This is a genomic window from Goodfellowiella coeruleoviolacea (assembly GCF_024171785.1).
Taxonomy (GTDB): Bacteria; Actinomycetota; Actinomycetes; order Mycobacteriales; family Pseudonocardiaceae; genus Goodfellowiella; species Goodfellowiella coeruleoviolacea.
Window position 1 is genome coordinate 73,249 of record NZ_JAMTCK010000008.1, and the last position, 21,974, is coordinate 95,222.

Here is a 21,974-nt window from a genome sequence, read left to right on the forward strand (position 1 = left end):
TGAGTGGACATCGGGTCTGTCCTGAGTGGACCCTGTCGCCGATCAGGTGGTGGTGATGTCCAACGCCAGCAGTGCCACGTACAGCGACAGCACCGACTCCGGGTCGTTCAGCGACACGCCGAGCACCCCCTCGATCCGGGCCAGCTGCTGGTAGTAGGCGGTGCGGGACAGGTGCGCCGCCTCGGCAGCCGAGGTCTTGTTCCCGCCGTGCTCGCAGTAGCCGCGCAGCAGCTCCACCAGCCGGGTGCCCTGCCGGGCGTCCCTGGCCAGCAGCGGCCCCAGCTCGCGCTGCACGAACGCGGCCAGCCGGTCGTCGTCGCGCAGCAGGTGCAGCAGGCCGGGCAGGCGCACGTCGGCCAGCCGGTGGAAGGGTGGGTCCGACTGGCCCGACTGGCCCGACTGGCTCGGCTGGCCCGGTCGGTCGGCGCGCCGACCGGTGCGGGCCCGGGCCGCCGCCCCGGCCACGTGGTCGGCCTCGACCAGGCTGCGCCGGGCGTCGGTGACCGCGTCCACCGTGCTGCCCACCCCGACCACCACCGGCACCGACCGGCCACTGCCACCCGACCCGCCGTACCGGACCTGCTCGGCGAGCCGGCGCAGCACCGGGTCCACCTCGCCGGTGGCCGGCAGCGCCAGCAGTGCCCGCACGCTGGTGTCGTCCACCACCCCGACCAGCGCGGGCAGGCTCAGCCGCCGGGCGGCCAGCGCGGTGGCCTCGGCCAGGTCGCGCAGCAGCTCCTGGGTGGCCAGGGCGGGCGCCGGATCCCGGCTGGCCGTGGTGCGCGGCCGCACGGCCACCCCGACCAGTCGGCGCCCGCGCAGTGGCACGCCCAGGGCGGCGGCCCTGGCCACCAGGTCGGCCGGCCCGGCCGGGGCGGCCAGCAGCTCGGTGAGCAGGGTGCGGTGGCTGTGCCGTTCCAGGCTCTCCCGGTCCCGGGTGACCAGCCGGTGCACGGCCAGCGCGGACGCGGCCCGCTCGGCGACCACCACCTGCCGGTGTGCCGGCGGGGTGGGGGAGACCAGCACCAGCCGGCCCCACTCCGCACCGCGCGCGCCCACCGAGGTGACCAGCCAGCCGGCGTCCTCGTGGTAGCCGGTCCGCTCGGGCAGGGCGACCGAGGCGGAGCGGTCCGCCCAGTCGGCCAGCAGCTCGGTGGCGTCGGTGCCGGCCGAGTCGTAGGCGAGCACGTCGTGCCCGAGGGTCTCCAGCACCACGGGCAGGCCGGCGGTGCGGGCCACCTCGCGCAGCACCTGGGCGGGCTCGGCGCAGGCCACGGTGAGCGCGGTGAACGTCTCGTGCACCTGCTCGGCCGCGCGCAGCTCGGCCAGCTGGGCGTTCACGATCAGCGCGGCCACCGCCTCGGTCACCGCCACGAACCGGGTCTCCCTGGGCAGCGCGATCAGCGGCAGCCCGGCCTGCTCGGCGGCGCTGACCAACGGCTCGGGCAGCCCACCCGGCCAGCGCCTGAGCAGCTCGATGACCAGGCCGCTGGCCCCCACCCTGGCCAGCTCGGCCACGTAGCGGGTGAGCCCGGCCGCGTCCTCGGGCAGGGCGATGCCGGTGGTGAGCACCAGTTCGTTGCCGCGCAGCAGGTGCGCGATGTCCGCGATCTCGGCCACGTGCACCCACCGGACCCGGTGGTCCAGTCCGGCCCGGCCGGCCACCACCACCGGCCGGCCCCGCCGCACGGCCGGAAGGACGAGCACGTCAGCGACGGTCGGGTACACCGGTCCTCCTCGGACGACGCGACACGGGGCTGGCCGGAGGGCCGGTACACAACGTAAGCATCCGGGACGAACCGAACACAAGGTGTACAGGTGGCTGACGCCGGTGCGCGCGCTGCCGCCGACTGCGGCTGGTCCGACCGTCTGCCGGGGTGGCGCGCAGGATTGGGCCGTCTGGCGGTAAGTGATCACGTCTCGGGGCCCGATCCTGCCTAGGGCCATTCGTGTGGCCGGACAGACGACACCGACGGAGGGGAACCCCCGAAAGTGCACACGAGCAGAGCGAAGCAGTCGGCGGCGGTAGTGGCTGCCCTGGCGGCGGTCGTGGTCACGACCGGCTGTGCCGCGGTTGGCGGCGGCACGGCCGCAGACGGTGGCGCCGCGGCCCCCGTGACCACCGAGGAGGGCTCGTCCGCCCCGGTCCTGGAGGCTTCGGTGACCGAGGCCGGGTCGGCCACCACCACCTCGACCGTCAACCCCACGGCCGTTCGCAACTCGCTGAGCCGCTGGCCGAGCGTGCAGGACGTGACCACGGACGGCACCGCGCTGGTGGTCAAGACCAGCCTCAGCATCACCGGCACGGCCGAGGCGCTGGCCATCTGTTCCATCGCCAACGCGGCCACGTTCTCGACCGAGGTCAAGTCCGTGTCCGTGCGGGCGAGCACCGGCGAGGTCATCGCCCAGCGGACGCAGAACGACACCGACTGCCGCAACTGACCGCCGCGCGCTCGGCCGAGCCGGGGCCGCCCGGCTGACCTGCCGCACCGCGTCGGCCGGGCCGCCTGGCACACGGCGTCCTGGCACACGGCGTCGGCCGGGCCGACGGACACACCGTCAGCGACGCGAGCGAACCCGACACAACGTGTCCATAGTGGTGGCTGTCCCCAACTCAGCACACTCGACAACCGAGGACAGCCCGTCACGGGCCGCCCGGCCGCGGCCCCGCGACCAGCCACGCCCCAGGAGGACACCATGGCACCCGGAGACCAGCCGGACCAGCACGACCAGCGCGCCACCGACCGCACCCTGCTGGACCGGCACCGGGCCGTGCTGCCCACCTGGCTGGCCCTGTACTACCAGGAGCCGATCGAGGTGGTCAGCGCCTCCGGCCGCCGGGTCACCGACGCCAACGGCACGGTGTACCTGGACTTCTTCGCCGGCATCCTGACCAACGCGATCGGCTACGACATCCCCGAGATCAGCGACGCGATCCGCCGCCAGGTGGACACCGGCGTGCTGCACACCTCCACGCTGTACCTGATCCGCTCCCAGGTGGAGCTGGCCGAGCGGATCGCGGAGCTGTCCGGCATCCCCGACGCCAAGGTGTTCTTCACCAACTCGGGCACCGAGGCCAACGAGACCGCGCTGATGCTGGCCACCCAGTACCGGCGCAGCAACCAGGTGCTGACCCTGCGCAACTCCTACCACGGGCGGGCCTTCGCCACCATCGGCGTCACCGGCAACCGCGGCTGGGCGGCCAGCTCGCTCAGCCCGGTCCGGGTCAGCCACGTGCACGGCGGCTACCGCTACCGCAGCCCGTTCCGCGACCTCTCCGACGCCGACTACATCGCCGCGTGCGTCGCCGACCTGCGCGACGTGCTGGCCACCAGCACGGCCGGGGACGTGGCCTGCCTGATCGCGGAGCCGATCCAGGGCGTCGGCGGGTTCATCGTGCCGCCGGACGGCCTGTTCGGCGCGATGAAGGAGGTGCTCGACGAGCACGGCATCCTGCTGGTCTCCGACGAGGTGCAGACCGGCTGGGGCCGCACCGGTGAGCACTTCTGGGGCATCCAGGCGCACGGCGTGACGCCCGACGCCATGACCTTCGCCAAGGGCCTGGGCAACGGCATGGCCATCGGCGGGGTGGTGGCCAGGGCCGAGGTGATGGACGCGATCACCGCCAACTCCATCTCCACCTTCGGTGGCAACCCGGTGGCCACCACCGCCGCCCGCGCCACCCTGGACTACCTGCTCGACCACGACCTGCAGGCCAACGCCGACCGGCTGGGCCGCCGGCTGCTGGACGGGCTGCGCGCGCTGGTCGACCGGCACCCGGTGGTGGGCGAGGTGCGCGGCAAGGGTCTGATGATCGGCATCGAGCTGGTCGAGCCCGGCACCACCACGCCCAGCCAGGCGGCCGCGGCCAGCCTGCTGGAGCACACCAGGACGCGTGGGCTGCTGGTGGGCAAGGGCGGGATGCGCAACAACGTGATCCGGCTGGCCCCGCCGATGACGCTGACCCAGGAGGAGGCCGACGAGGGCCTGGCCATCCTCACCGAGGCGATCGCCGCGACCGACAAGGAGCTGAGCGCATGAGCGGGCCGGCGCGCATCACCCACCGGATCGGCGGCAAACCGTGGGACGGGCCGGCCGAGCGCGCCGGTGACGTGTTCGACCCGGCCACCGGGGCGCTGACCGGGCGGGTCGACTTCGCCGCACCCGCCGAGGTGGACCTGGCCGTGGCCGCGGCGCGGCGGGCGTTCCCCGCCTGGCGGGACGCGTCGCTGGCCAGGCGGTCGGCCGTGCTGTTCGCGTTCCGCGAGCTGCTGGCCGCGCGCGCCGACGAACTGGCCGCGCTGGTCACCGCCGAGCACGGCAAGGTGCTCGCGGACGCGGCCGGCGAGGTGCGGCGCGGGCTGGACTGCGTGGAGTTCGCCTGCGGTGTGCCGCACCTGCTCAAGGGCGGCTTCAGCGAGAACGCCGCCACCCTGGTCGACGTGTACTCGCTGCGCCAGCCACTGGGCGTGGTCGCGGTGATCTCGCCGTTCAACTTCCCGGCCATGGTGCCGCTGTGGTTCGTGCCGCTCGCGATCGCCTGCGGCAACACCGTGGTGCTCAAGCCCAGCGAGAAGGACCCGTCCGCGGCCAACGCCCTGGCCGAGCTGTTCGCCGAGGCCGGTCTGCCCGACGGGGTGTTCAACGTGGTGCACGGCGACAAGGTCGCGGTTGACGCGATCCTGGACCACGCCGACGTGCGGGCGGTGTCCTTCGTGGGGTCCACGCCGATCGCGCGGTACGTGTACCAGCGGGCCACCGCGGCCGGCAAGCGCGTGCAGGCGCTGGGCGGCGCCAAGAACCACATGGTGGTGCTGCCCGACGCCGACCTGGAGCTGGCCGCGGACGCGGCCGTGTCCGCGGGCTTCGGCTCGGCCGGTGAGCGCTGCATGGCGGTCTCCGCGGTGGTCGCGGTCGACCCGGTCGGCGACGAGCTGGTGGCCAGGATCAAGGAGCGGATGGCCCGGCTGCGCGTTGGCGACGGCCGGCGGCCCGGCTGCGACATGGGGCCGCTGGTGACCGCCGCGCACCGGGACCGCGTGGCGTCCTATGTGGACGCTGGGGTGGCCGAGGGTGCCGAGCTGGTGGTGGACGGTCGGGGCCAGGTCGTGGACGGCGCGGCCGGCGGGTTCTGGTTGGGCCCCACCCTGTTCGACCGGGTCGGCCCGGAGATGTCGGTCTACACCGACGAGATCTTCGGCCCGGTGCTCAGCGTGCTGCGCGCGGCCAGCTACACCGAGGCGGTGGAACTGGTCAACGCCAACCCGTACGGCAACGGCACGGCCGTGTTCACCAACGACGGTGGCGCGGCCCGCCGGTTCCAGCACGAGATCGAGGTCGGCATGGTCGGGATCAACGTGCCGATCCCGGTGCCGGTGGCGCACTACTCGTTCGGCGGCTGGAAGGACTCGCTGTTCGGTGACACCCACGCCTACGGCCCGGACGGCGTGCACTTCTTCACCCGGGCCAAGGTGGTGACCAGCCGGTGGCCCGACCCGGCCCACCGGGGGGTGAACCTGGGCTTCCCGCACGCCACCTGATCGGCGGGTGGGCCCGGCGTGTTCGGTCGCGCAACGCGCCGGGCCATCACCCTTTCGAATACCATCGACCGGGTGAGCGTGACACAGGACTTCCCGGCCGTCCGCACCAAGGCGGTCGCCAACCTGTTCCAGTTGCTGGCCAGGTTCACCCCGTGGGTGGAGCCGGAACTGCTCGGCCTGCGCGCGGTGGTGCGGCCCGGGGACGTCTGCCTGGACGTGGGTGCCGCGCTCGGCTACTACACCGCGGTGCTGGCCGACCTGGTCGGACCGCAGGGCACCGTGCACAGCGTGGAACCACTGCTGTTCGCTCACCCCGCGCTCAGCGCCGTGCTCCGGCCGCGCAGCGGACCCAACATCGTCCGGCACAGCATGGCGTTCGGCCAGGAGCCGGGCAGGACCGTCATGCGGGTGCCGGTGCGCAACGGCGTGCTGGTGACCGGCAGGTCCTTTGTGGACGAGGGCGCGCGGGGGCTGGGCTCCAACGCCGAGTTCGAGGACCACGTCGAGGTCAACGTGCGGGTCGAGACCATCGACCAGTTCGCCGTCCACCGCGGTCTGCACCGGCTCGACTTCGTCAAGGGCGACGTGGAGGGCGCCGAGCTGTCCCTGCTGCACGGCGCGCGCAAGACGATCGAGCGGTTCCGGCCGTCGCTGCTGCTGGAGATCGAGGCGCGGCACACCGAGCGCTACGGCCACTCCGCGGCGGACGTGGCCGACTGGCTGCGCGAGCGCGGGTACCAGATGTCGACCTGGTCGGGCACTGCGTGGCGGCCGGTCGACCGGATCACCACCCGGGCGCGCAACTACCTGTTCACCCATCCCGACCGGCGGCCCTGACCGCCCCGGCCGGGCCCAGCCGTCGAGCGTCGGGCACCGGGACCTGGTGACGGGCTGGAGCTAGGCGACCTTCGCGGCCGGTGGCAGCCGCTCGTCCCCGGCCACCGGCCAGGCCAGCGGGTCATCGCCCAGCTCGGCCAGTTCGGCGACCTGCCACCCGCTCCACGGGGAGATCTGGCCCGGGTCGGCCGCGGCCTCGGCCACGAACCGCCGCCACGGGTACCAGTAGGCGCGGTCCACCTCGGTCGGGTTGGGGTGCGCGACCGTGCCGGTGGCCACCACCGCCCGGTACACCGGGCACACCTCGTGCTCGACCACGCCGTTGGCCATGGTGGCCCGGTAGGTGAAGTCGGGCAGGATCAGCTCGATCCGGTCGGTGGTCAGCCCCAGTTCGTGGCGCAGCCGCCGGGCCACGGCCGCCACCATGGGCTCGTCCGGCGCGGGGTGGCCGCAGCAGGAGTTGGTGCGCACGCCAGGCCAGGTGGTCTTGCTGGCCGCCCGGTGGGTGACCAGCAGCTGGCCGTCCTGGTCGAACACGTAACAGGAGAACGCCAGGTGCAGCGGGGTGGCGCCGGTGTGCACCTCGGCCTTGGGCGCGGTGCCGATGCGCTCGTGCCGGGGGCCGCACAGCACCACCTGCTCGCCGTTCGCTTCCACCAGCTCACCCGCCATGACCACACCCTCTGCGCTCGTCGCCTCGCCGCGAGCCTAACCACCACCACGGCCCGATCGGGCCACCACGGCCCGAACAACCCATCAGGGTGACCTCTTCCAACCCCTGATCGAGCCTCCCCACCCCCGCGAGTCGACTTTGCAAACCTCCCGAGTTGACATCTCACGCAGGCCCGAACGGGTGAATCAGGTACGTGCAAACCTCGGCTGATCACGCACAACCCCAGGTGGCGCCGGTGCCAAGGGCGCGGGACCGGGCAGCCGGGTGGGGTGGCTCCCGCGCGGTGTCGGGAGCCACCCGATCAGGTGGCCGGTGCTTCACTCCAATGGGTGATCACAGCAGGCGGAGTTGCTGGCTGCGGCCACCGCCGCGCGGGCGGGCCGGGTCACTGCCCCGGTCCAGCAGCTCCGGGCCGAGCGCGGCCAGGAACGGCGACGGCCGCACGTCCTGGCGCTGGCCGTTGCGGCTGCGCCGGGCCGGGTGGCTCAGGTACAGGTGGGTCTGCGCCCGGCTCACGCCCACGAAGAACAGCCGCCGCTCCTCGGCCTCGGCCTCGGCGGCCGCCTCGTCGGACGCACCGGGCCAGCGCAGCGGCAGGGTGCCGTCGGCGCAGCCGACCAGGAACACCACCGGGAACTCCAGGCCCTTGGCGGCGTGCAGGGTGAGCAGCGAGATCCGGTCGGCGCGCGGGTCCCAGGTGTCCACCTCGGCCCCGAGCCGCAGCTCGGACAGGAACCCGAGGAACGCCCGCAGCCGCTCGTGCTCGCCGGCCGCGCGGTGCGCGTCGGCCAGCGGGGCGAGCAGGTCGGCGGCCTCCCGCACGGCCGCGACCAGGCCGCGCCCGGCCTCGTCCGGCGTGTCGTCCACAGTGGTCAGTCCAGTGCCTCGGGCGACGGCCTCGCCGGCCTGCTGGGCGGCCCGGTCGACCAGCACGCGCAACGGCGTGTGCTCCACCTCGGACGCGGTCGGCGCCGGCAGGTGGCGCAGCACCTCCCGCACGCCCGGGTGCTCGGCCAGCCGGTCGTGCGACCGCTTCTGGAACGGCAGGCCCTCGCGGGCCAGCGCCGCGGCGATCGGCCTGGCCTGCGCGTCGGTCCGGTACAGCACGGCGATGTCGCTGAAGGACACGCCGTGTGCGAAGCCGTCGGAGTCGACCCGCCCGGAGTCACGCGAGTGGAACGAGGAGCCGCCCAACAGCGTGTCGATCTCGCGCACCACGAACTGCGCCTCGGCCTCTTCGTCCACACAGGACCGGACGTGGATGCGGTCGGCCGAGGGCTGCACGCGCATGGCGTGCAGTTCGCGGCCGGGCACCAGGCTGCTCGGGGCGATGGCGGCCAGCGCGCCAGCCACGATCACCTTGCTGGAGCGGTAGTTCCGGGTCAGGTGCACCAGCCGGGCCGTGGGGAAGTCCTCCTGGAAGCGCAGGAAGAAACCCACGTCGGCGCCGCGGAAGGCGTAGATGGCCTGGTCGGGATCGCCGATGGCGCAGAGGTTCCCGTCCGCCGGGGTGAGCAGGCGCAGCAGCAGGTACTGGAGTTCGTCGACGTCCTGGTACTCGTCAACGCAGATCCAGCGGAACCGGTCGCGGTAGTGCGCCACCAGGTCGGGGTCGGCGGAGAGCAGGGTGACCGGCAACGCGATCAGGTCGTCGAAGTCGACCAGGTCCCGCGCGCGCAGCGCCTGGTCGTAGCGGGCCACCAGGTCGGCGAGGTCGGGGTCGACCGGGCTGGGCGTGCTGGCCGACGACGCCGTGCGCCCCGCCAGCGTGCGCTTGGCCGAGGACACGTCGGCGAGCAGCCGGCGGGCCTGGCGCTCGGTGCCGTCCCCGATCAGCTCACCCAACACGGCCAGCCGCTGCGCGTCGTCGGCCACGCCGAACCGGGCGGAGCGGCCGACCCGGTCGTGCTGCTCGCGCAGGACGCCCAGGCCCAGCGCGTGGAAGGTGGCCACGGTGATGCGCCCCGCGTGCTCGCCAGCCAGCGCGGCCAGCCGCTCGCGCAGCTCCGCGCAGGCGCGGCGGGTGAAGGTGATGGCCAGGCAGTGCTCGGCGGGCACGTCGCGTTCCAGGACCAGGTGCGCCAGCCGGTGGGTCAGGGTGCGGGTCTTGCCGGTGCCGGGACCGGCGACGATGAGCACCTGCCCGGCGGTGAGTTCCGCGGCGGCGCGCTGGTCGGGATCGAGCCCGTCCAGCAGCGAGCCGGTGGGCCGCGCGGTGACCGGCCCGTCCCCGCCGCCGGTGGCGGGTTCCGCACCGTCCCCACTGTCCACAGTGGTCTTCTCCGGGGCGGGTGCGCGAGTGGGCCGCGGGGTGGACTCCCGGGCCGGGCGGGGCGCGGGCACCTCGGCCGGGATGTCGAACAGGCCGGGCGCCTGTGCGCTGGGCGCGCCGATCTCACCGGGCTCGAACAGCGAGATCACCCCGTACTCGCCGTCGTAGCCGGCCTCGCGGCGCACCTCGCCCCGGCGCAGCCGGGAGATCGCCTCGACCAGCAGCGGCGAGCCCGCCCGCTCGATCTCGTCGAGGGGTTTCTCCAGCAGCACGGCCATTTCCGGCCCGACCGCGTTGACCACCTCGTCCACGGCCTGGCGCACGGCCTTGCTCTTCGGTCCCACCCGCAGGATCTCGCCCATGATCTCGGGCAGCGGCACGATGCTGAGGAACTCACCGGCGCTGGCCGGCCGGTCTGTCGCGTTCGGACCGGACACCGCGGTCGGGTCGCGGTCGGCCAGCTCCTCGACGCGGTAGAGCACGCCCACGGTCAACGGCTTGCCGCACTCCGGGCAGCGGCCCTGGAGCTTCCTGGTCTCTTCCGGGCTCAGCCGCACCCCGCACTTGCGGTGCCCGTCGTGGTGGTACTTGCCCTCTTCCGGGAACATGTCCACGGTGCCGACATACCCGGTGCCGCTCGCCAGCGCGTCGCGCACGGCGAAGTAGTCCAGGTCGGTGTCCAGCACGGTGGCGTTGCGGCCCAGCATGGGCGGGGAGTGCGCGTCGGAGTTGCTGACCAGGTGGAACTTGTCCAACTTGGACACCCGCCAGTTCATGGCCGGGTCCGAGGACAGCCCGGTCTCCACGGCGAAGATGTGGTCGGCCAGGTCGGCGTAGCAGTCCTCGACGGCGTCGAAACCGGACTTGGAACCGAGCACGGCGAACCACGGCGTCCACACGTGCGCGGGGATCAGGTAGCCGCCCTCGCCCGAGGACAGGGTGATCTCCAGCAGGTCGCGCGAGTCCAGGCCGAGGATGGGCCGGCCGTCGGAGTGCAGGTTGCCGATCTTCTCCAGCCGGCGGGTGAACTCGGCGGCGGCGTCCAGGTCGGGCACGTAGCACAGGTGGTGCACCTTGCGGGTGCGGTCGCCGCGCTTGTAGATCGTGGATATCTCCACTTCGAGCAGGAAGCGGACCGGTGTGTGGCAGGACGGTGGCAGCGTGCGCAGCACCTCCCTGTCCAGGTCCTCACGCAGCTTGAACAGGCCGGGCTCGGCCGGCACGAGTTTGGTGCGCAGCTCCTCGGCCCACGCGGGGTGGGTGAAGTCGCCGGTGCCGAGCAGGGTGATCCCCTTGCGGCGCGCCCACCAGGACAGGTGTTCCAGGTCGCAGTCGCGGCTGCAGGCCCTGCTGTACTTGGAATGGATGTGGAGGTCCGCGTAGTACCGCACGGCGGCCGATCTTCCCACGCACCACCGACAGTTCCGCCCCTGGTCCGATCACCCGACACCGTCTTTCTTGACTGGTCAGTCTGGATTCGGCTAGTCTTCTTCACGTGGCAAGGACCAAGGAGTTCGACCCGGACGCGGCACTGGACGCGGCCATGGAGTTGTTCTGGGCGCGGGGCTACGAGTCCACCTCAACCGCTGACCTGGTCGAACACCTCGGCATCGCCAGGGCCAGCCTGTACGCCACCTTCGGCAGCAAGCACGAGCTGTACCTGCGGGCCTTCGACAGGTATCTCCAGGCCACCGACAGCAACGTGGTGGGGATGCTGTCCCGGCCGGGGCCGGCGCTGCCCGCGGTGCGCGAGCTGGTGGAGCGCTACGCCCACGAGGCGCTGCGCGACCCGGACCGACGCGGCTGTCTGGTGGTGAACGCGGCGGTGGAGCGGATGGCCACCGATCCGGACACGGCCAGGAAGGTCGAGGCGTCCTGGCGCACGCTGGAGGTGGCGCTCACCTCGGCACTGCTCCGGGCGAGGGCACAGGGTGAACTGCCCGAGGGTGCCGAGCCCGCCGCGCTGGCCCGGTTCCTGCTGGTGTTCCTGCAGGGCATCCGGGTGATGTCCCGGGGCGCCCCGGACGAGGTCCGGCTGCGCGACGCGGTCCGGCAGGCCCTGCGCGTCCTGGACTGATCGACTCCCGCCACGCGCTTCCCCGGTCCCGGTGGGTCCGGGGGCGTCCCCCTGTGCTGCCCTGATAACAGATCGATCGATCTCGAATGGTGGTGATGTGTCGTGCGAGCGCGCCCCGACCAGGCCGTGCCCAGCGTCGCCGGGCCGGCCCCGGCCGCATCGCCCGTGGCGTTCGCGCTGCTGGCCACCGTGCAGATCGTGCTGATCGCCGCCATCACCGTGGTCTCGGTCGCGCTGCCCGCCCTGCGCACCGACCTGGGGCTGACCGACAGCGACACCACCGCGGTCAGCCTGGCCTACGGGCTGTCCTTCGCCGGCCTGCTGCTGCTCGGCGGCCGGCTGGTCGACCTGATCGGCCACCGCACCGCCTTCCTGCTCGGGGTGCTCGGCTTCGCGGTCACCGGTCTGGCCACCGCGCTCGCGCCGGGGCTGGTCACCCTGCTGCTGGCCAGGTTCGCCCAGGGCGCGGCGGCGGCGCTGGCCGCACCCGCGGCCATGGCGCTGCTCACCGCCGTGTTCCCGGACCCGGTTCGGCGGCGCCGGGCCACGGCCGTGTGGGGCGGGCTGGCCAGCGTCGGCGCCACCACCGGCAACGTCGGCTCCGGTCTGCTGCTCACCTGGCTGTCCTGGCGCTGGGCGTTCGTCCTCCCGGCGCTGGCCATGCTCGTGGTCGCCGCGGCCACCCCCCGGTTCGTGCCGGCCGGCCGACCCGCCGCGCCCGCGCGGCTGGACGTGCCCGGCGCGCTGGCGGCCACCGCGGGCCTGACCCTGCTCAGCTACGGCCTGCTGCGCACCGCCGATGAGCCGCTCACCGCGCCGGGCACGGCCCTGCCGGTCCTGGCCGGTCTGGCCGCGCTGACCGGGTTCACGCTCGTCGAACTGCGGTCGATGACCCCGCTGGTGCCGCCCGCGTTCTTCCGGCCGGCGCGGCGCACCGTGGCACTGGTCGCGATCCTGGCCACCGCGGGCGCGATGGCCACCACGTTCCTCGTGCTCTCGCTGCACCTGCAACAGGTGCGCGCACTCAGTCCACTGTGGACGTCGATGGTCTTCCTGCCCTTCGGGGTGGCGCAGATCGGCACCGGGATGGTCACCGCCCGCCTGGTGCACCGGTGCGGCACCGCACCCGTGACGGCGGTCGGCCTGTTCGCCGCCACCGCGGGCACCCTGCTGCTCGGCCTGGCCCTCGGCGCGGGCGGTCCGGTGTGGACCGTGGTGCTCGGGCTGCTGCCGCTGGGCTTCGGGGTGGCCACCGCCTTCGCCGGCGCCGTGGTGGGCGTGGTCGACGGGGTGCCGGACCACCAGGCCGGGCTGGCCGCGGGAGTGGCCAACACCATGATGGAGGCCGGGCCCACCCTGGGCACGGCCGCGTTCCTGGCGCTCGGCGCCGCGGTGCACGCCCAGGCAGCGCCCGAACGGGGAGAACCAGCCGCGACCGTGGCCGGACACGCGGCCAGCTTCACCGCCATGGCCGGCACCCTCCTGGCCGCCGGCCTGCTCACCACCCTGCTCGCCCTCCGCACAGTCGTCCGGCGCCGTGCCACGACGCCGGCCCAACCGTAAGCCCAGCAGTCCCACCCCGCGTTCCAGCACGGGTGACACGAACAGGAGCAACAGCATGTCCGCTCGATTCACCGACCAGGTCGTCCTGATCACCGGTGCTGGTTCTGGCATCGGCCGCGCCACCGCGCTGGCCTTCGCCAGGGAGGGCGCCACCGTGGTGGTGGTCGGTCGGCGCAGGGACGCCCTGGCCGAGACCGTGGACCTGATCAGCCGGGCCGGCGGCACGGCCAGCCTGGTCACCGCCGACGTGACCAGTGCCGAGGACATGGCCGGCGCGGTCGCGGAAACCGTGGCGCGGCACGGCGGTTTGCACATCGCCGTGAACAACGCCGGCACGCTGGCCACCGGCCTGGTGTCCGAAATGGACGAACGGGACTGGAACCTGGTGCTGGCCACCAACCTGACCGGCACCTGGCTGTCCATGAAGTACGAGATCGAGCACATGCGCGCGCACGGCGGCGGCGTCATCGTCAACATCGCGTCGAACGTCGGCGCGCACCACCGGATCCCGGGCACCGGCGCCTACGCCGCGGCCAAGGCCGGGGTGGCCGCGCTGACCAGGACCGCCGCGCTGGAGTACAGCCGCGCGGGAATCCGGATCAACGCGGTCAGCCCCGGGGCGTCCGACACGGAGATGTCCCGGCGCCCCGGGGAATCCGACGCCGACCGCGCGGCACGGCTCGGCGAGACCCTCCCGCTCGGCCGGATCGGCGCGCTGGACGAGGTCGCCGGCACCGTGCTGTGGCTGGCCTCGCCGGACGCCGGGTTCGCCGTGGGCACCGACGTCGTGATCGACGGCGGCGCCTCGGCGTGAGCCCGGCCGGCCTTGGCGGTCAGCGGTGGACCGGGGTCAACCAGTCGCGGTAGCGGTCGTCCCGGCCGTGCACGGCCGCGGTGAAGGCGTCGCGGATCTTCTCGGTGATCGGCCCCGGTCCGCCGATCTCCCGGTCGTCCACCGAGCGCACCGGCACGATCTCGGCCGCGGTGCCGGACATGAAGACCTCGTCGGCGGTGTAGAGGTCGGAGCGCAACAGGTTCGTGGTGTGCACGGGCAGCCCCAGGTCGTCGGCCAGGCGGCGGACGGTGTCCTGGGTGATGCCCTCCAGCGCGCCGGCGCTGGACGGGGGAGTGAACAGCTGCCCGTCGCGCACCAGGAAGATGTTCTCGCCGGTGCACTCGCTGAGGTAGCCGGTGGCCGACAGCAGCACGGCCTCGTCGTAGCCGGCGCGCAGCGCCTCGGCCTTGGCCAGCACCGAGTTCAGGTACGGCCCGGTGGCCTTGGCCGCGGTGGGCACCACGTTGGGATCGTTGCGCCGCCACGAACTGGTCATCAGCCGCGCGCCCTGGCTGGCGTCGCCGAGGTAGGCGCCCCACTCCCAGGTCGCGATGCTCACCTGCACGGGCGTGGTACCGGGGTTGATGCCCATCGAGCCGTAGCCCAGGAACACCAGGTGCCGGATGTAGCAGGAGCTGTGGCCGTTGGCCGCCACCAGGTCCAGGGTGGCGGCGCGCAGCTGCTCGACCGAGTGGGGCAGCGGCAACCCGATGATGTGGGCGCTGCGGGCCAGCCGGGCCAGGTGGTCGTCGAGCCGGAACACGGCCGGGCCGGCGTCGGTGGCGTAGGCCCTGGTGCCCTCCAGCACGCCGGTGCCGTAGTGCAGGGCGTGGGTGAGCACGTGCACGCGCGCCTCGTGCCACGGGACCACGGCACCGTCCATCCAGATCGACTCGGCTTCGGGTAGTGCCATCGGTCCTCCGTTCCCACGATGTGGTGGCCAAAAATCGAACTCAGTTCTGGCCACTTCGACTCAAGTGGCACGGTAGCAAGCGCAGTGGCCGGTCCAATAGTCAGTTCCCGGCCAGTGGGAGGCAGAATGGCCCAATGCAAACCGGCGAGGTGGACCAGTTCGCGGTGCTGATCCGGGACCGGCTGCGAGCCTGGGGCGGGCGCGGCCCGTCCAGCCGCCGGCTGGCCGACGCACTGGACAGCCTGGCCAGAGCGGGCACGCTGGCGCCGGGCTCGCGCCTGCCCTCCGAACGCGACCTGGCCCGCGCGCTCGGGCTGAGCCGGGGAACCGTGGCGGTGGCCTTCAACCTGTTGTGCGAGCAGGGCCTGTTCGAGCGCAGGCACGGCAGCGGCACCTACCTGGCGGCCGGCGCCGAGGACGCCGGCTCACCGGTGGCACGCCTGCTGCGGCCGGGCACGGTCCTGGCCGATCTGTCCACTTCGGTCGTTCCCGACGCGGCCCACCTGCGGCTGCCCGCACTCGACCTGACCGAGCTGCTGCGCGGCGGCCACGGCTACGACGTGATGGGCGATGTCCGGCTGCGCGGGCAGCTGCGCGAACGCCTCGGCGTCGACCCGTTGATCACCAACGGCGCCCAGCAGGGCATCGACCTCATCGCGCGCGCCCTGGTCCGCCGCGGGGACGTGGTGCTGGTCGAGGATCCCACCTATCCCGGGGCGCTGGCCGCGTTCCACCGCGCCGGCGCGCAGCTCGTGCCGGTGACCACCGACGCCGACGGCCTGGACCCGGCCGCGTTCCGTCGCGCCGTCGAGCAGCACCGCCCGGTGCTGGCCTACCTGATGGGCGTGCACAACCCCACCGGCGACGTCATCTCGCCGGACCGGGCCGCCGCGCTCGGCGCGATCGCCAAGGCCGAGGACCTGGTCCTGGTCGAGGACCGCACCCTGGCCGAACTGGTCCACAGTGGAGACACCCCGCCGCCGCTGGCCGATGTCCATCCACATGGGACAGTCACGGTGGGCTCGCTGTCCAAGGTGCTGTGGGGTGGCCTGCGCGTCGGCTGGGTGAGCGCGGCCGAGCCGCTGCTGGCCAGGATCACCGAGGTGAAGCAGGACGCCGACCTGGCGACCAGCACGGTCAGCCAGCGCCTCGCCGCCGCCCTGCTCGACCAGGCCGTGATCGCCGACTGGCGCACCGAACTCGTCCGCCGCCGCGACCAGCTGACCGCGGCGCTGCACCGGCAGCTGCCGGAGTGGACCTGGCGCGCTCCCCGGGGTGGCCTGTCCGTGTGGGTGCGGCTGCCCGGCACCGACACCGACCGGTTCGCCGAGCTGGCCAGGGACCACGGCGTGGCCATCGCCCCCGGCTCCCTGTTCGCCCCCACCGGCCGCCACCGCGACCACGCCCGCCTCAGCTTCGCCCTGTCCCCGGAACTGCTCGACCAGGCCGTCACCAACCTCGCCCACGCCTGGCACGCCCACCACGCCGACCCCGTGCGCACCCACCCCCGCCACCCGACCACCCCGATCTGAGCGGCGTGGAGCGGGGAAGGACCGCGATCTGGGTAGCGCGCCGCGCTCACGGGGACACAATTCACTCTTTCGTGTCGCGTGCTACTCATTCAATCCATTGAGCCTCACTGCTTAATCCATTCGAGTGGTTATCGCTACGGCCCGTGCGGGCAGTGCGGTTGTTGTCAGGGTCCGTCCCTAAAGTCTGCGATGCCCGTCGGGGGAGGGGTGATAGCGACTAGTAGGGGGCTTCAATGTGGGCGCACAGCCCGAGTGAGAAGAACAGCACGTGGCACGCGCTTGTCGACCATCTCTGGTCGACCGCCGCGCTGGCCAGGCAATTCGCCGATCCGTTCGACGCGGGGGACCTCGCCGCGACGCTCGGTCTGTTCCACGACGCCGGTAAAGCGTCATGTGAATGGCAGGAAAAGCTGAAGCGGGTCGCGGGAACCGGCGGCAAGGTCGGCCTCGACCACAAGAAACTGGGTACACAACTTGTGTACGGGCGGGCCAGACTCGCCGCGCTGGCGGTGCTCGGCCACCACGGTGGCCTGAAAAACCGGGCCGAGTTGAAACGCTGTCTGTCCGAGGCGCCCAACCAGGACGCGCTGCGCCGGTTCTTCTCGGTGGTGCCCGAGGCGAGTGCACTGGCCGAGGGCCCGTCCCTGGTGCCGCCGTCCTGGTCAACCGACCCGCTGCTGGCGGAACTCGGTATCCGGATGGTCTTCTCCGCGCTGGTGGACGCCGACCACCTGGACACCGGCGCCCACCGGGCGGGCCTGCCCGGACCGCGTGTCGCCGCGCCGGCCGACATGGCCGACCTGCTGCGCCGGTTCGAGCACAACCGGGTCGCCATGCTGGCGGCACGGGCCAGCGCACCAACAGCCGCACCGGTCGACAAGATCCGCGCCGACCTGTACGACTCGGTGATCCGCCAGGCCGCGGGCAAACCGGGCGTGTTCCGGCTGCCCGCGCCGACCGGCAGCGGCAAGACCATCACCTCGGCCGGGTTCGCCCTGCGCCACGCCGCCGAGCACGGCAAGGCGCGGGTGATCGTCGCGGTCCCGTTCACCACCATCACCGAGCAGAACGCCGGCGTCTACCGGCGCCTGCTCGGCGCGGACGTGGTGCTGGAACACCACTCCAACACGGAACTCGACGCGCGCGGGCTGCGGCTGGCCGCGGAGAACTGGGACGCGCCGTTCGTCGTCACCACCACGGTCCAGCTGTTCGACTCGCTGTTCGGCAACATGCCGGCGCGATCGCGCAAACTGCACCGGCTGGCCAACTCCGTGCTCGTGCTGGACGAGGTGCAGGCGCTGCCCCTGCCGCTGCTGGTGCCCGTCCTCAGTGGACTCCGGCTGCTGGCCGAGCACTTCCACACCACCGTGCTGCTCGCCTCGGCCACCCAGCCCCCGTTCGAGCACCTGGACGTGTGGCGCTCGCTCAGGGTCACGGAGCTGGTGCGGGACCGGGTCGAGCTGTTCAGCCAGCTGCGGCGGGTGCGCTACGAGTGGTGGTTGGACCCCCGGCCCACGCTCGCCGAGGTCGCCGCCGAGATCGCGCGGCAGCCCCAGGCGCTGGCCGTGGTCAACACCGTGGTGCAGGCACGCACGCTGTTCCGGCTGGTCGCCGAACTGCGCCCGGACATCCCCGTGCACCACCTGTCCACCCGGATGTACCCGCTGCACCGCCAGCACGTGCTCACCGAGGTCCGAACCAGGCTCGCCGCGGGTGAACCGGTGCTGCTGGTGTCCACCCAGTTGATCGAGGCGGGCGTGGACGTCGACTTCCCGGTGGTGTTCCGCGCGCTCGCGCCGGCCCAGTCGCTGCAGCAGACCGCCGGCCGGGCCAACCGGGAGGGCAAGCGCCCGGAACCCGGCCGCGTGGTGGTGTTCCACGCCGCCGACACAGCCGTCCCGAGCTTCTACCGCGCCGAGGTCGACAAGACCACCGGCCACTTCGGACCCGGCCGCGACCCGGACGACCCCGACCTGCTCACCGACTACTACCGCAGCCTGTACACCGGCCTGAACCTGGACCAGGCGCAACGGGGCACGGTGATCCAACACAACCGGGCGAGCCAGGACTTCGAGTCGGTGGCCAGGGGCCCGCTGATCGACGCCGGTGCATCCGAGCGGCGCGATCCCCGGCTGGCGTTCCGCATGATCGACGAGGACCCGGTGCCGGTGGTGGTGACCGACCACGTCGACGGCGCGCGCGTCAGGCAACTGCTGGACCAGGTACGCGCAGCCCAGGGACCGCTGGGTGAGGTCTTTCGCGAGCTGCGCCGGTACACCGTGTCCATTCCCCGTGCGGTGGCGGCCGACCCGGCGGTGCGGGCCCTGTGCCGACCGGTCCTCGCCGGTCACCAGGACCTCTGGGAATGGATCGACGACTACGACGAACACGTGGGCATTGACGAAGGCAACCTCGGCAAGGAGACCGTGTGGTGAGTCTGGACCTACCGCGTTCCCCGCAGGGAGCGCCGCCGCTGGCCGTGCAGGTGTGGGGCCACGGCGCGCTGTTCACCCGACCCGAACTCAAGGTCGAGCGGGTGTCCTATCCGGTGATGACCCCGTCCGCCGCGGTCGGGGTGCTGGAGGCCATCTACTGGAAGCCGGAGTTCTCCTGGCAGGTGGTGGCCATCGAAGTGCTGAACGAGATCAGGCAGTTCACCCTGCGCCGCAACGAGACCACCGACCTCGCCCCGCTGGCCGACGCGGCGTCGGGACGTCGACGCATCGACACGGTGGCGAACCGCGTGCAGCGCAACGCCATCTGTCTGCGTGACGTCGCCTACCGCATCCACGCCCACGTCGTGCCCAGAAAGCACGCGTCGAAACCCGAGGCCGCCTACCGGGACCAGTTCCGCCGCCGGGTCACCAGGGGAAGCTGCTTCACCCAGCCGTACCTGGGCACCCGCGAGTTCACCGCCCACTTCGGCGACCCGGACGACCGTCCTCGGTGGAACCACTCCGAGGACCTGGGCATCATGCTGCACTCGGTGAACCACGAGACCTCGCCGCCGTCGTTCACCTGGTTCTTCGCCCAGCTCACAGACGGGGTTCTGTACGTGCGGCCGGAGGACGTCATCACCAGGGGAGTTGCCTGATGCTGGTCAAGCGGCTCGTCGACCACGCGGCCAGCGACCCCACCGCGAAGCCGTTCCACCGCAGCCGCCAGTTCCACTGGCAACTGCGGATCACGCCGGGACAGGTGCCGAGTCTGGAAACCCTGGTCCGCCCCGACGCCAAGGGACGGCCCAGGGGCGCGGACCACGTGGTGCCGGCCGCCGTGCGCACCGTGGGCGTGGCGCCCAACCTCGCCGCCGACGACGTGCAGTACGTGCTGGGCTGGGCGGACGAGACCAGCAAGCCGGAACGGGTGGCCCAGTGCCACGCCGCGTTCGTCGAGCTGGTCGAGCGGTGGGCGGCCAGCCCCGAGGGACAGCACGACCCGATCGCCAGGGAACTGGCCGGCTGCTACCGGTCCGGGCTGCTCAAGCACGTGCCCCAACCCGACGGGTGGACGTCCAAGCAGGGCGTGCTGATCACCGTCGACGAGGTGCCGGCCTACCAGGCGGAATCCGTGGTCCCGTTCTGGACCGCCGAAGTGACCAGGCGCAAGGGTGGTGGAGTCACCGGCCTGTGCCTGGTCTGCGGGAAGACCGGGCCGCTGCTGGACACCGTGCCCGGCAAGGTGCCGTCCCGGCTCGTCCCCGGCGCCACCAACGACGCGGCGCTGATCAGCGTCAACGAGCGGGTTTTCGGCTACGACCTGACCACCCAGCTCGGCTGCTCGCCGATCTGCGTGAGCTGTGGCGAGGCGGTGTCGGCGGGGCTGGTGCGGGTGCTGGACTCACCGCACACCGCCTCCTACGGCGGCCAGGACAGCAGGCTGGCGTGGTGGTTCACCGGGCCGGTCGACAGTGACCCGATGGAGCTGGTGTTCACCGCAGACCCGGACGACGTCAACGCCCTGCTCCGTTCGGTCCACAGTGGAAAGACGGTCGAGGTCGACACCACACCGTTCTGCAGCCTCACGGTTGGCGGCAACGTCGCCCGGGTGATGGTGCGGGGCTGGCTGGAGATGCCACTGGGCACGCTGAAGAAGAACATCGCGGCCTGGTTCGCCGACCACGAGGTCAGCACCCTGCACCCGGAGGAGAACCCCCGCCAGTCGCACGAGAAGCTGGTCCGGGTGACCGGCCGGTGGCTGCGCGCGGAACGGCGGTACGCGTTCATCGGCGCCAAGGGCGCGGACCGGCCCGACCGGATACAACGCGACCTGCTTCAGGCAGCCATCCGCGGCCGGCCACTACCCACGTCCGTGCTGCCGCACCTGCTGCACCGGGTGCGCACCGACGGTCGACTGGACACCGCACGGGCGGCGCTGATTCGGCTTGCGCTCGTGCGATCCCCTCTCACCACGGAGAAACCCATGCCGGAACTCGACCGCGACAACCGGGACGCGGCCTACCTCGCGGGGCGGATCTTCGCCACGCTCGAAGCCATCCAGTACGACGTCTCGGACGGCAAGCTCAACACCACCTACGGCGACCGCTACTTCGCCGGCGCCATCACCAACCCCCGTGCCGCGCTGGTCAACGGCCGCAAGGACGCCAACGCCTGGTTGCGCAAGCTGCGACGCACCAAGAAGGGCGCCTCGATCAACCACGAGAAGCAGCTCGACGAGCTGTTCGGCCTGCTCACCGCGGACAACCCGATCCCGAGTCGGACCAGCATCACCCAACAGTCGATGTTCCTGCTCGGGTACCACCACCAGCGGGCTGACCGCTTCGCCGCGATCCGCGCCAACAAGACCAAGTCCGACCCCAGTGAGGAGAACCCCGAGTGACGCGCCCGCACCTCGACCCGAGCGTCCGGCACGACATCGTCTACCTGTTCGACGTGGTCGACGGAAACCCCAACGGTGACCCGGACACCGGCAACCGGCCGAGGACCGACGACGAGACCAACCAGGGGCTGGTCACCGACGTGGCCCTCAAGCGCAAGATCCGCGACACCCTCGCGCTGGCCGCCGGCGACGACCCCCGGTACGGCATCTTCGTGCAGGCCGGCCACGCGTTGAACCCACGACTGGAAGCCTCCTACCAGGCGACAGGGTTGACCGTGGGCGGCAAGGGCACCATCACCAAGGAGCAGGCCGCGGCCGCCCGCGCCTGGCTCTGCGACCACTACGTGGACATCCGGCTGTTCGGCGCGGTGCTGTCCGTGGGCAAGACCCAGGCGCTCGGGCAGATCCGCGGGCCGATGCAGCTCACCATGGCCCGCAGCATCGACCCGGTGCTCCCGGTCGACCACGCCATCACCCGGGTCACCCAGACCAAGCAGGAGGACATCGACAAGGGCGAGACCACCGAGATGGGCGGCAAGTGGACCGTCCCCTACGGCCTCTACCGGGCCGAGCTGTACTACTCGGCCAGTCGTGGCCGCCAGACCGGTGTGGACGCCAGGGACTTCGAACTGCTCTACCGGAGCCTGGAGATGATGTTCGACCACGACCGGTCCGCCACCCGGGGCAGGCTCGCGCCGCGCGGTCTGTACGTGTTCAGCCACTCCGACGCCTTTGGTGCGGCACCGGCCCACCGGCTCACCGAGCGGGTGCGCGTCACCCGCAGGGAACCGGACCCCGAGCTGTCACCGCGGTCCTTCGCCGACTACGTGGTGTCGGTCGAGGACGACGGGCTGCCGGCGGGTGTCACCCTGACCAAGCTCATCAGCTGAGGA

Annotated in this window: 16 protein-coding genes; 12 read left to right on the forward strand and 4 right to left on the reverse strand. The window is 72.4% G+C overall.

The annotated features are described in order from the left end of the window. Window positions 1-42 precede the first annotated feature (42 nt). The gene (locus LX83_RS18325; protein WP_253772948.1) at window positions 43-1,728 is read right to left on the reverse strand and encodes a PucR family transcriptional regulator; all 1,686 of its coding nucleotides are present in this window, start codon (window positions 1,726-1,728) and stop codon (window positions 43-45) included. Window positions 1,729-2,115: 387 nt separating this feature from the next. On the opposite strand from LX83_RS18325, the gene LX83_RS18330 reads away from it, so the two are divergent. The 4 genes from LX83_RS18330 to LX83_RS18345 all read left to right on the forward strand — a co-directional run bounded on the left by LX83_RS18330 (window position 2,116) and on the right by LX83_RS18345 (window position 6,377). Beyond that, entirely contained in the window at window positions 2,116-2,442 is a 327-nt protein-coding gene (locus LX83_RS18330; RefSeq protein ID WP_253772949.1) for a hypothetical protein, read from the forward strand. A gap of 255 nt (window positions 2,443-2,697) precedes the next feature. Next, a complete protein-coding gene (locus LX83_RS18335; RefSeq protein WP_253772950.1) occupies window positions 2,698-4,041 on the forward strand; it encodes an aspartate aminotransferase family protein in 1,344 nt (447 codons plus the stop codon). After that, the gene (locus tag LX83_RS18340) at window positions 4,038-5,540 is read left to right on the forward strand and encodes a CoA-acylating methylmalonate-semialdehyde dehydrogenase (RefSeq protein ID WP_253772951.1); all 1,503 of its coding nucleotides are present in this window, start codon (window positions 4,038-4,040) and stop codon (window positions 5,538-5,540) included. Before LX83_RS18335 ends, LX83_RS18340 begins: the two co-directional genes overlap by 4 nt. 72 nt (window positions 5,541-5,612) lie before the next feature. Then, window positions 5,613-6,377, forward strand: coding sequence for an FkbM family methyltransferase (locus LX83_RS18345; RefSeq protein ID WP_253772952.1), 765 nt, complete (start codon window positions 5,613-5,615; stop codon window positions 6,375-6,377). A gap of 60 nt (window positions 6,378-6,437) precedes the next feature. Here LX83_RS18345 and idi read toward each other — a convergent pair whose 3' ends face one another. Further along, complete coding sequence (gene idi, locus LX83_RS18350) at window positions 6,438-7,049, reverse strand: isopentenyl-diphosphate Delta-isomerase (protein ID WP_253772953.1); 612 nt, start codon at window positions 7,047-7,049, stop codon at window positions 6,438-6,440. 334 nt (window positions 7,050-7,383) lie between these two features. Next, window positions 7,384-10,713, reverse strand: coding sequence for a UvrD-helicase domain-containing protein (locus tag LX83_RS18355; RefSeq protein ID WP_253772955.1), 3,330 nt, complete (start codon window positions 10,711-10,713; stop codon window positions 7,384-7,386). A gap of 104 nt (window positions 10,714-10,817) precedes the next feature. Between LX83_RS18355 and LX83_RS18360 the strand changes: the two genes are divergently transcribed. The 3 genes from LX83_RS18360 to LX83_RS18370 all read left to right on the forward strand — a co-directional run bounded on the left by LX83_RS18360 (window position 10,818) and on the right by LX83_RS18370 (window position 13,776). Then, entirely contained in the window at window positions 10,818-11,399 is a 582-nt protein-coding gene (locus LX83_RS18360) for a TetR/AcrR family transcriptional regulator (RefSeq protein WP_253772957.1), read from the forward strand. 102 nt (window positions 11,400-11,501) lie between these two features. After that, window positions 11,502-12,962, forward strand: coding sequence for an MFS transporter (locus LX83_RS18365; RefSeq protein WP_253772959.1), 1,461 nt, complete (start codon window positions 11,502-11,504; stop codon window positions 12,960-12,962). 55 nt (window positions 12,963-13,017) lie between these two features. Beyond that, window positions 13,018-13,776: an SDR family NAD(P)-dependent oxidoreductase gene (locus LX83_RS18370; RefSeq protein ID WP_253772961.1), complete on the forward strand. Its 759-nt coding sequence runs from the start codon at window positions 13,018-13,020 to the stop codon at window positions 13,774-13,776. A gap of 19 nt (window positions 13,777-13,795) precedes the next feature. Here the strand turns inward: LX83_RS18370 and LX83_RS18375 are convergent, their stop codons facing one another. Next, window positions 13,796-14,710: a branched-chain amino acid transaminase gene (locus LX83_RS18375; RefSeq protein ID WP_253772963.1), complete on the reverse strand. Its 915-nt coding sequence runs from the start codon at window positions 14,708-14,710 to the stop codon at window positions 13,796-13,798. A 134-nt stretch (window positions 14,711-14,844) separates the two neighbouring features. On the opposite strand from LX83_RS18375, the gene LX83_RS18380 reads away from it, so the two are divergent. The 5 genes from LX83_RS18380 (at window position 14,845) to cas7c (ending at window position 21,971) form a co-directional block, all read left to right on the forward strand. After that, on the forward strand, window positions 14,845-16,242 hold the full coding sequence (locus tag LX83_RS18380; protein ID WP_253772965.1) for an aminotransferase-like domain-containing protein: 1,398 nt from the start codon (window positions 14,845-14,847) through the stop codon (window positions 16,240-16,242). A 233-nt stretch (window positions 16,243-16,475) separates the two neighbouring features. Then, complete coding sequence (gene cas3, locus LX83_RS18385; protein ID WP_253772967.1) at window positions 16,476-18,677, forward strand: CRISPR-associated helicase Cas3'; 2,202 nt, start codon at window positions 16,476-16,478, stop codon at window positions 18,675-18,677. Continuing rightward, window positions 18,674-19,336, forward strand: a complete 663-nt coding sequence (gene cas5c, locus LX83_RS18390) for a type I-C CRISPR-associated protein Cas5c (protein ID WP_253772969.1) — start codon at window positions 18,674-18,676, stop codon at window positions 19,334-19,336. The genes cas3 and cas5c overlap by 4 nt, the downstream gene beginning before the upstream one ends. After that, window positions 19,336-21,081 carry a type I-C CRISPR-associated protein Cas8c/Csd1 gene (gene cas8c / locus LX83_RS18395; RefSeq protein WP_253772971.1) on the forward strand — a complete coding sequence of 582 codons (1,746 nt, stop codon included), beginning with the start codon at window positions 19,336-19,338 and terminating at the stop codon, window positions 21,079-21,081. Before cas5c ends, cas8c begins: the two co-directional genes overlap by 1 nt. Then, a complete protein-coding gene (gene cas7c, locus LX83_RS18400; RefSeq protein ID WP_253772973.1) occupies window positions 21,078-21,971 on the forward strand; it encodes a type I-C CRISPR-associated protein Cas7/Csd2 in 894 nt (297 codons plus the stop codon). The genes cas8c and cas7c overlap by 4 nt, the downstream gene beginning before the upstream one ends. Window positions 21,972-21,974 lie beyond the last annotated feature (3 nt).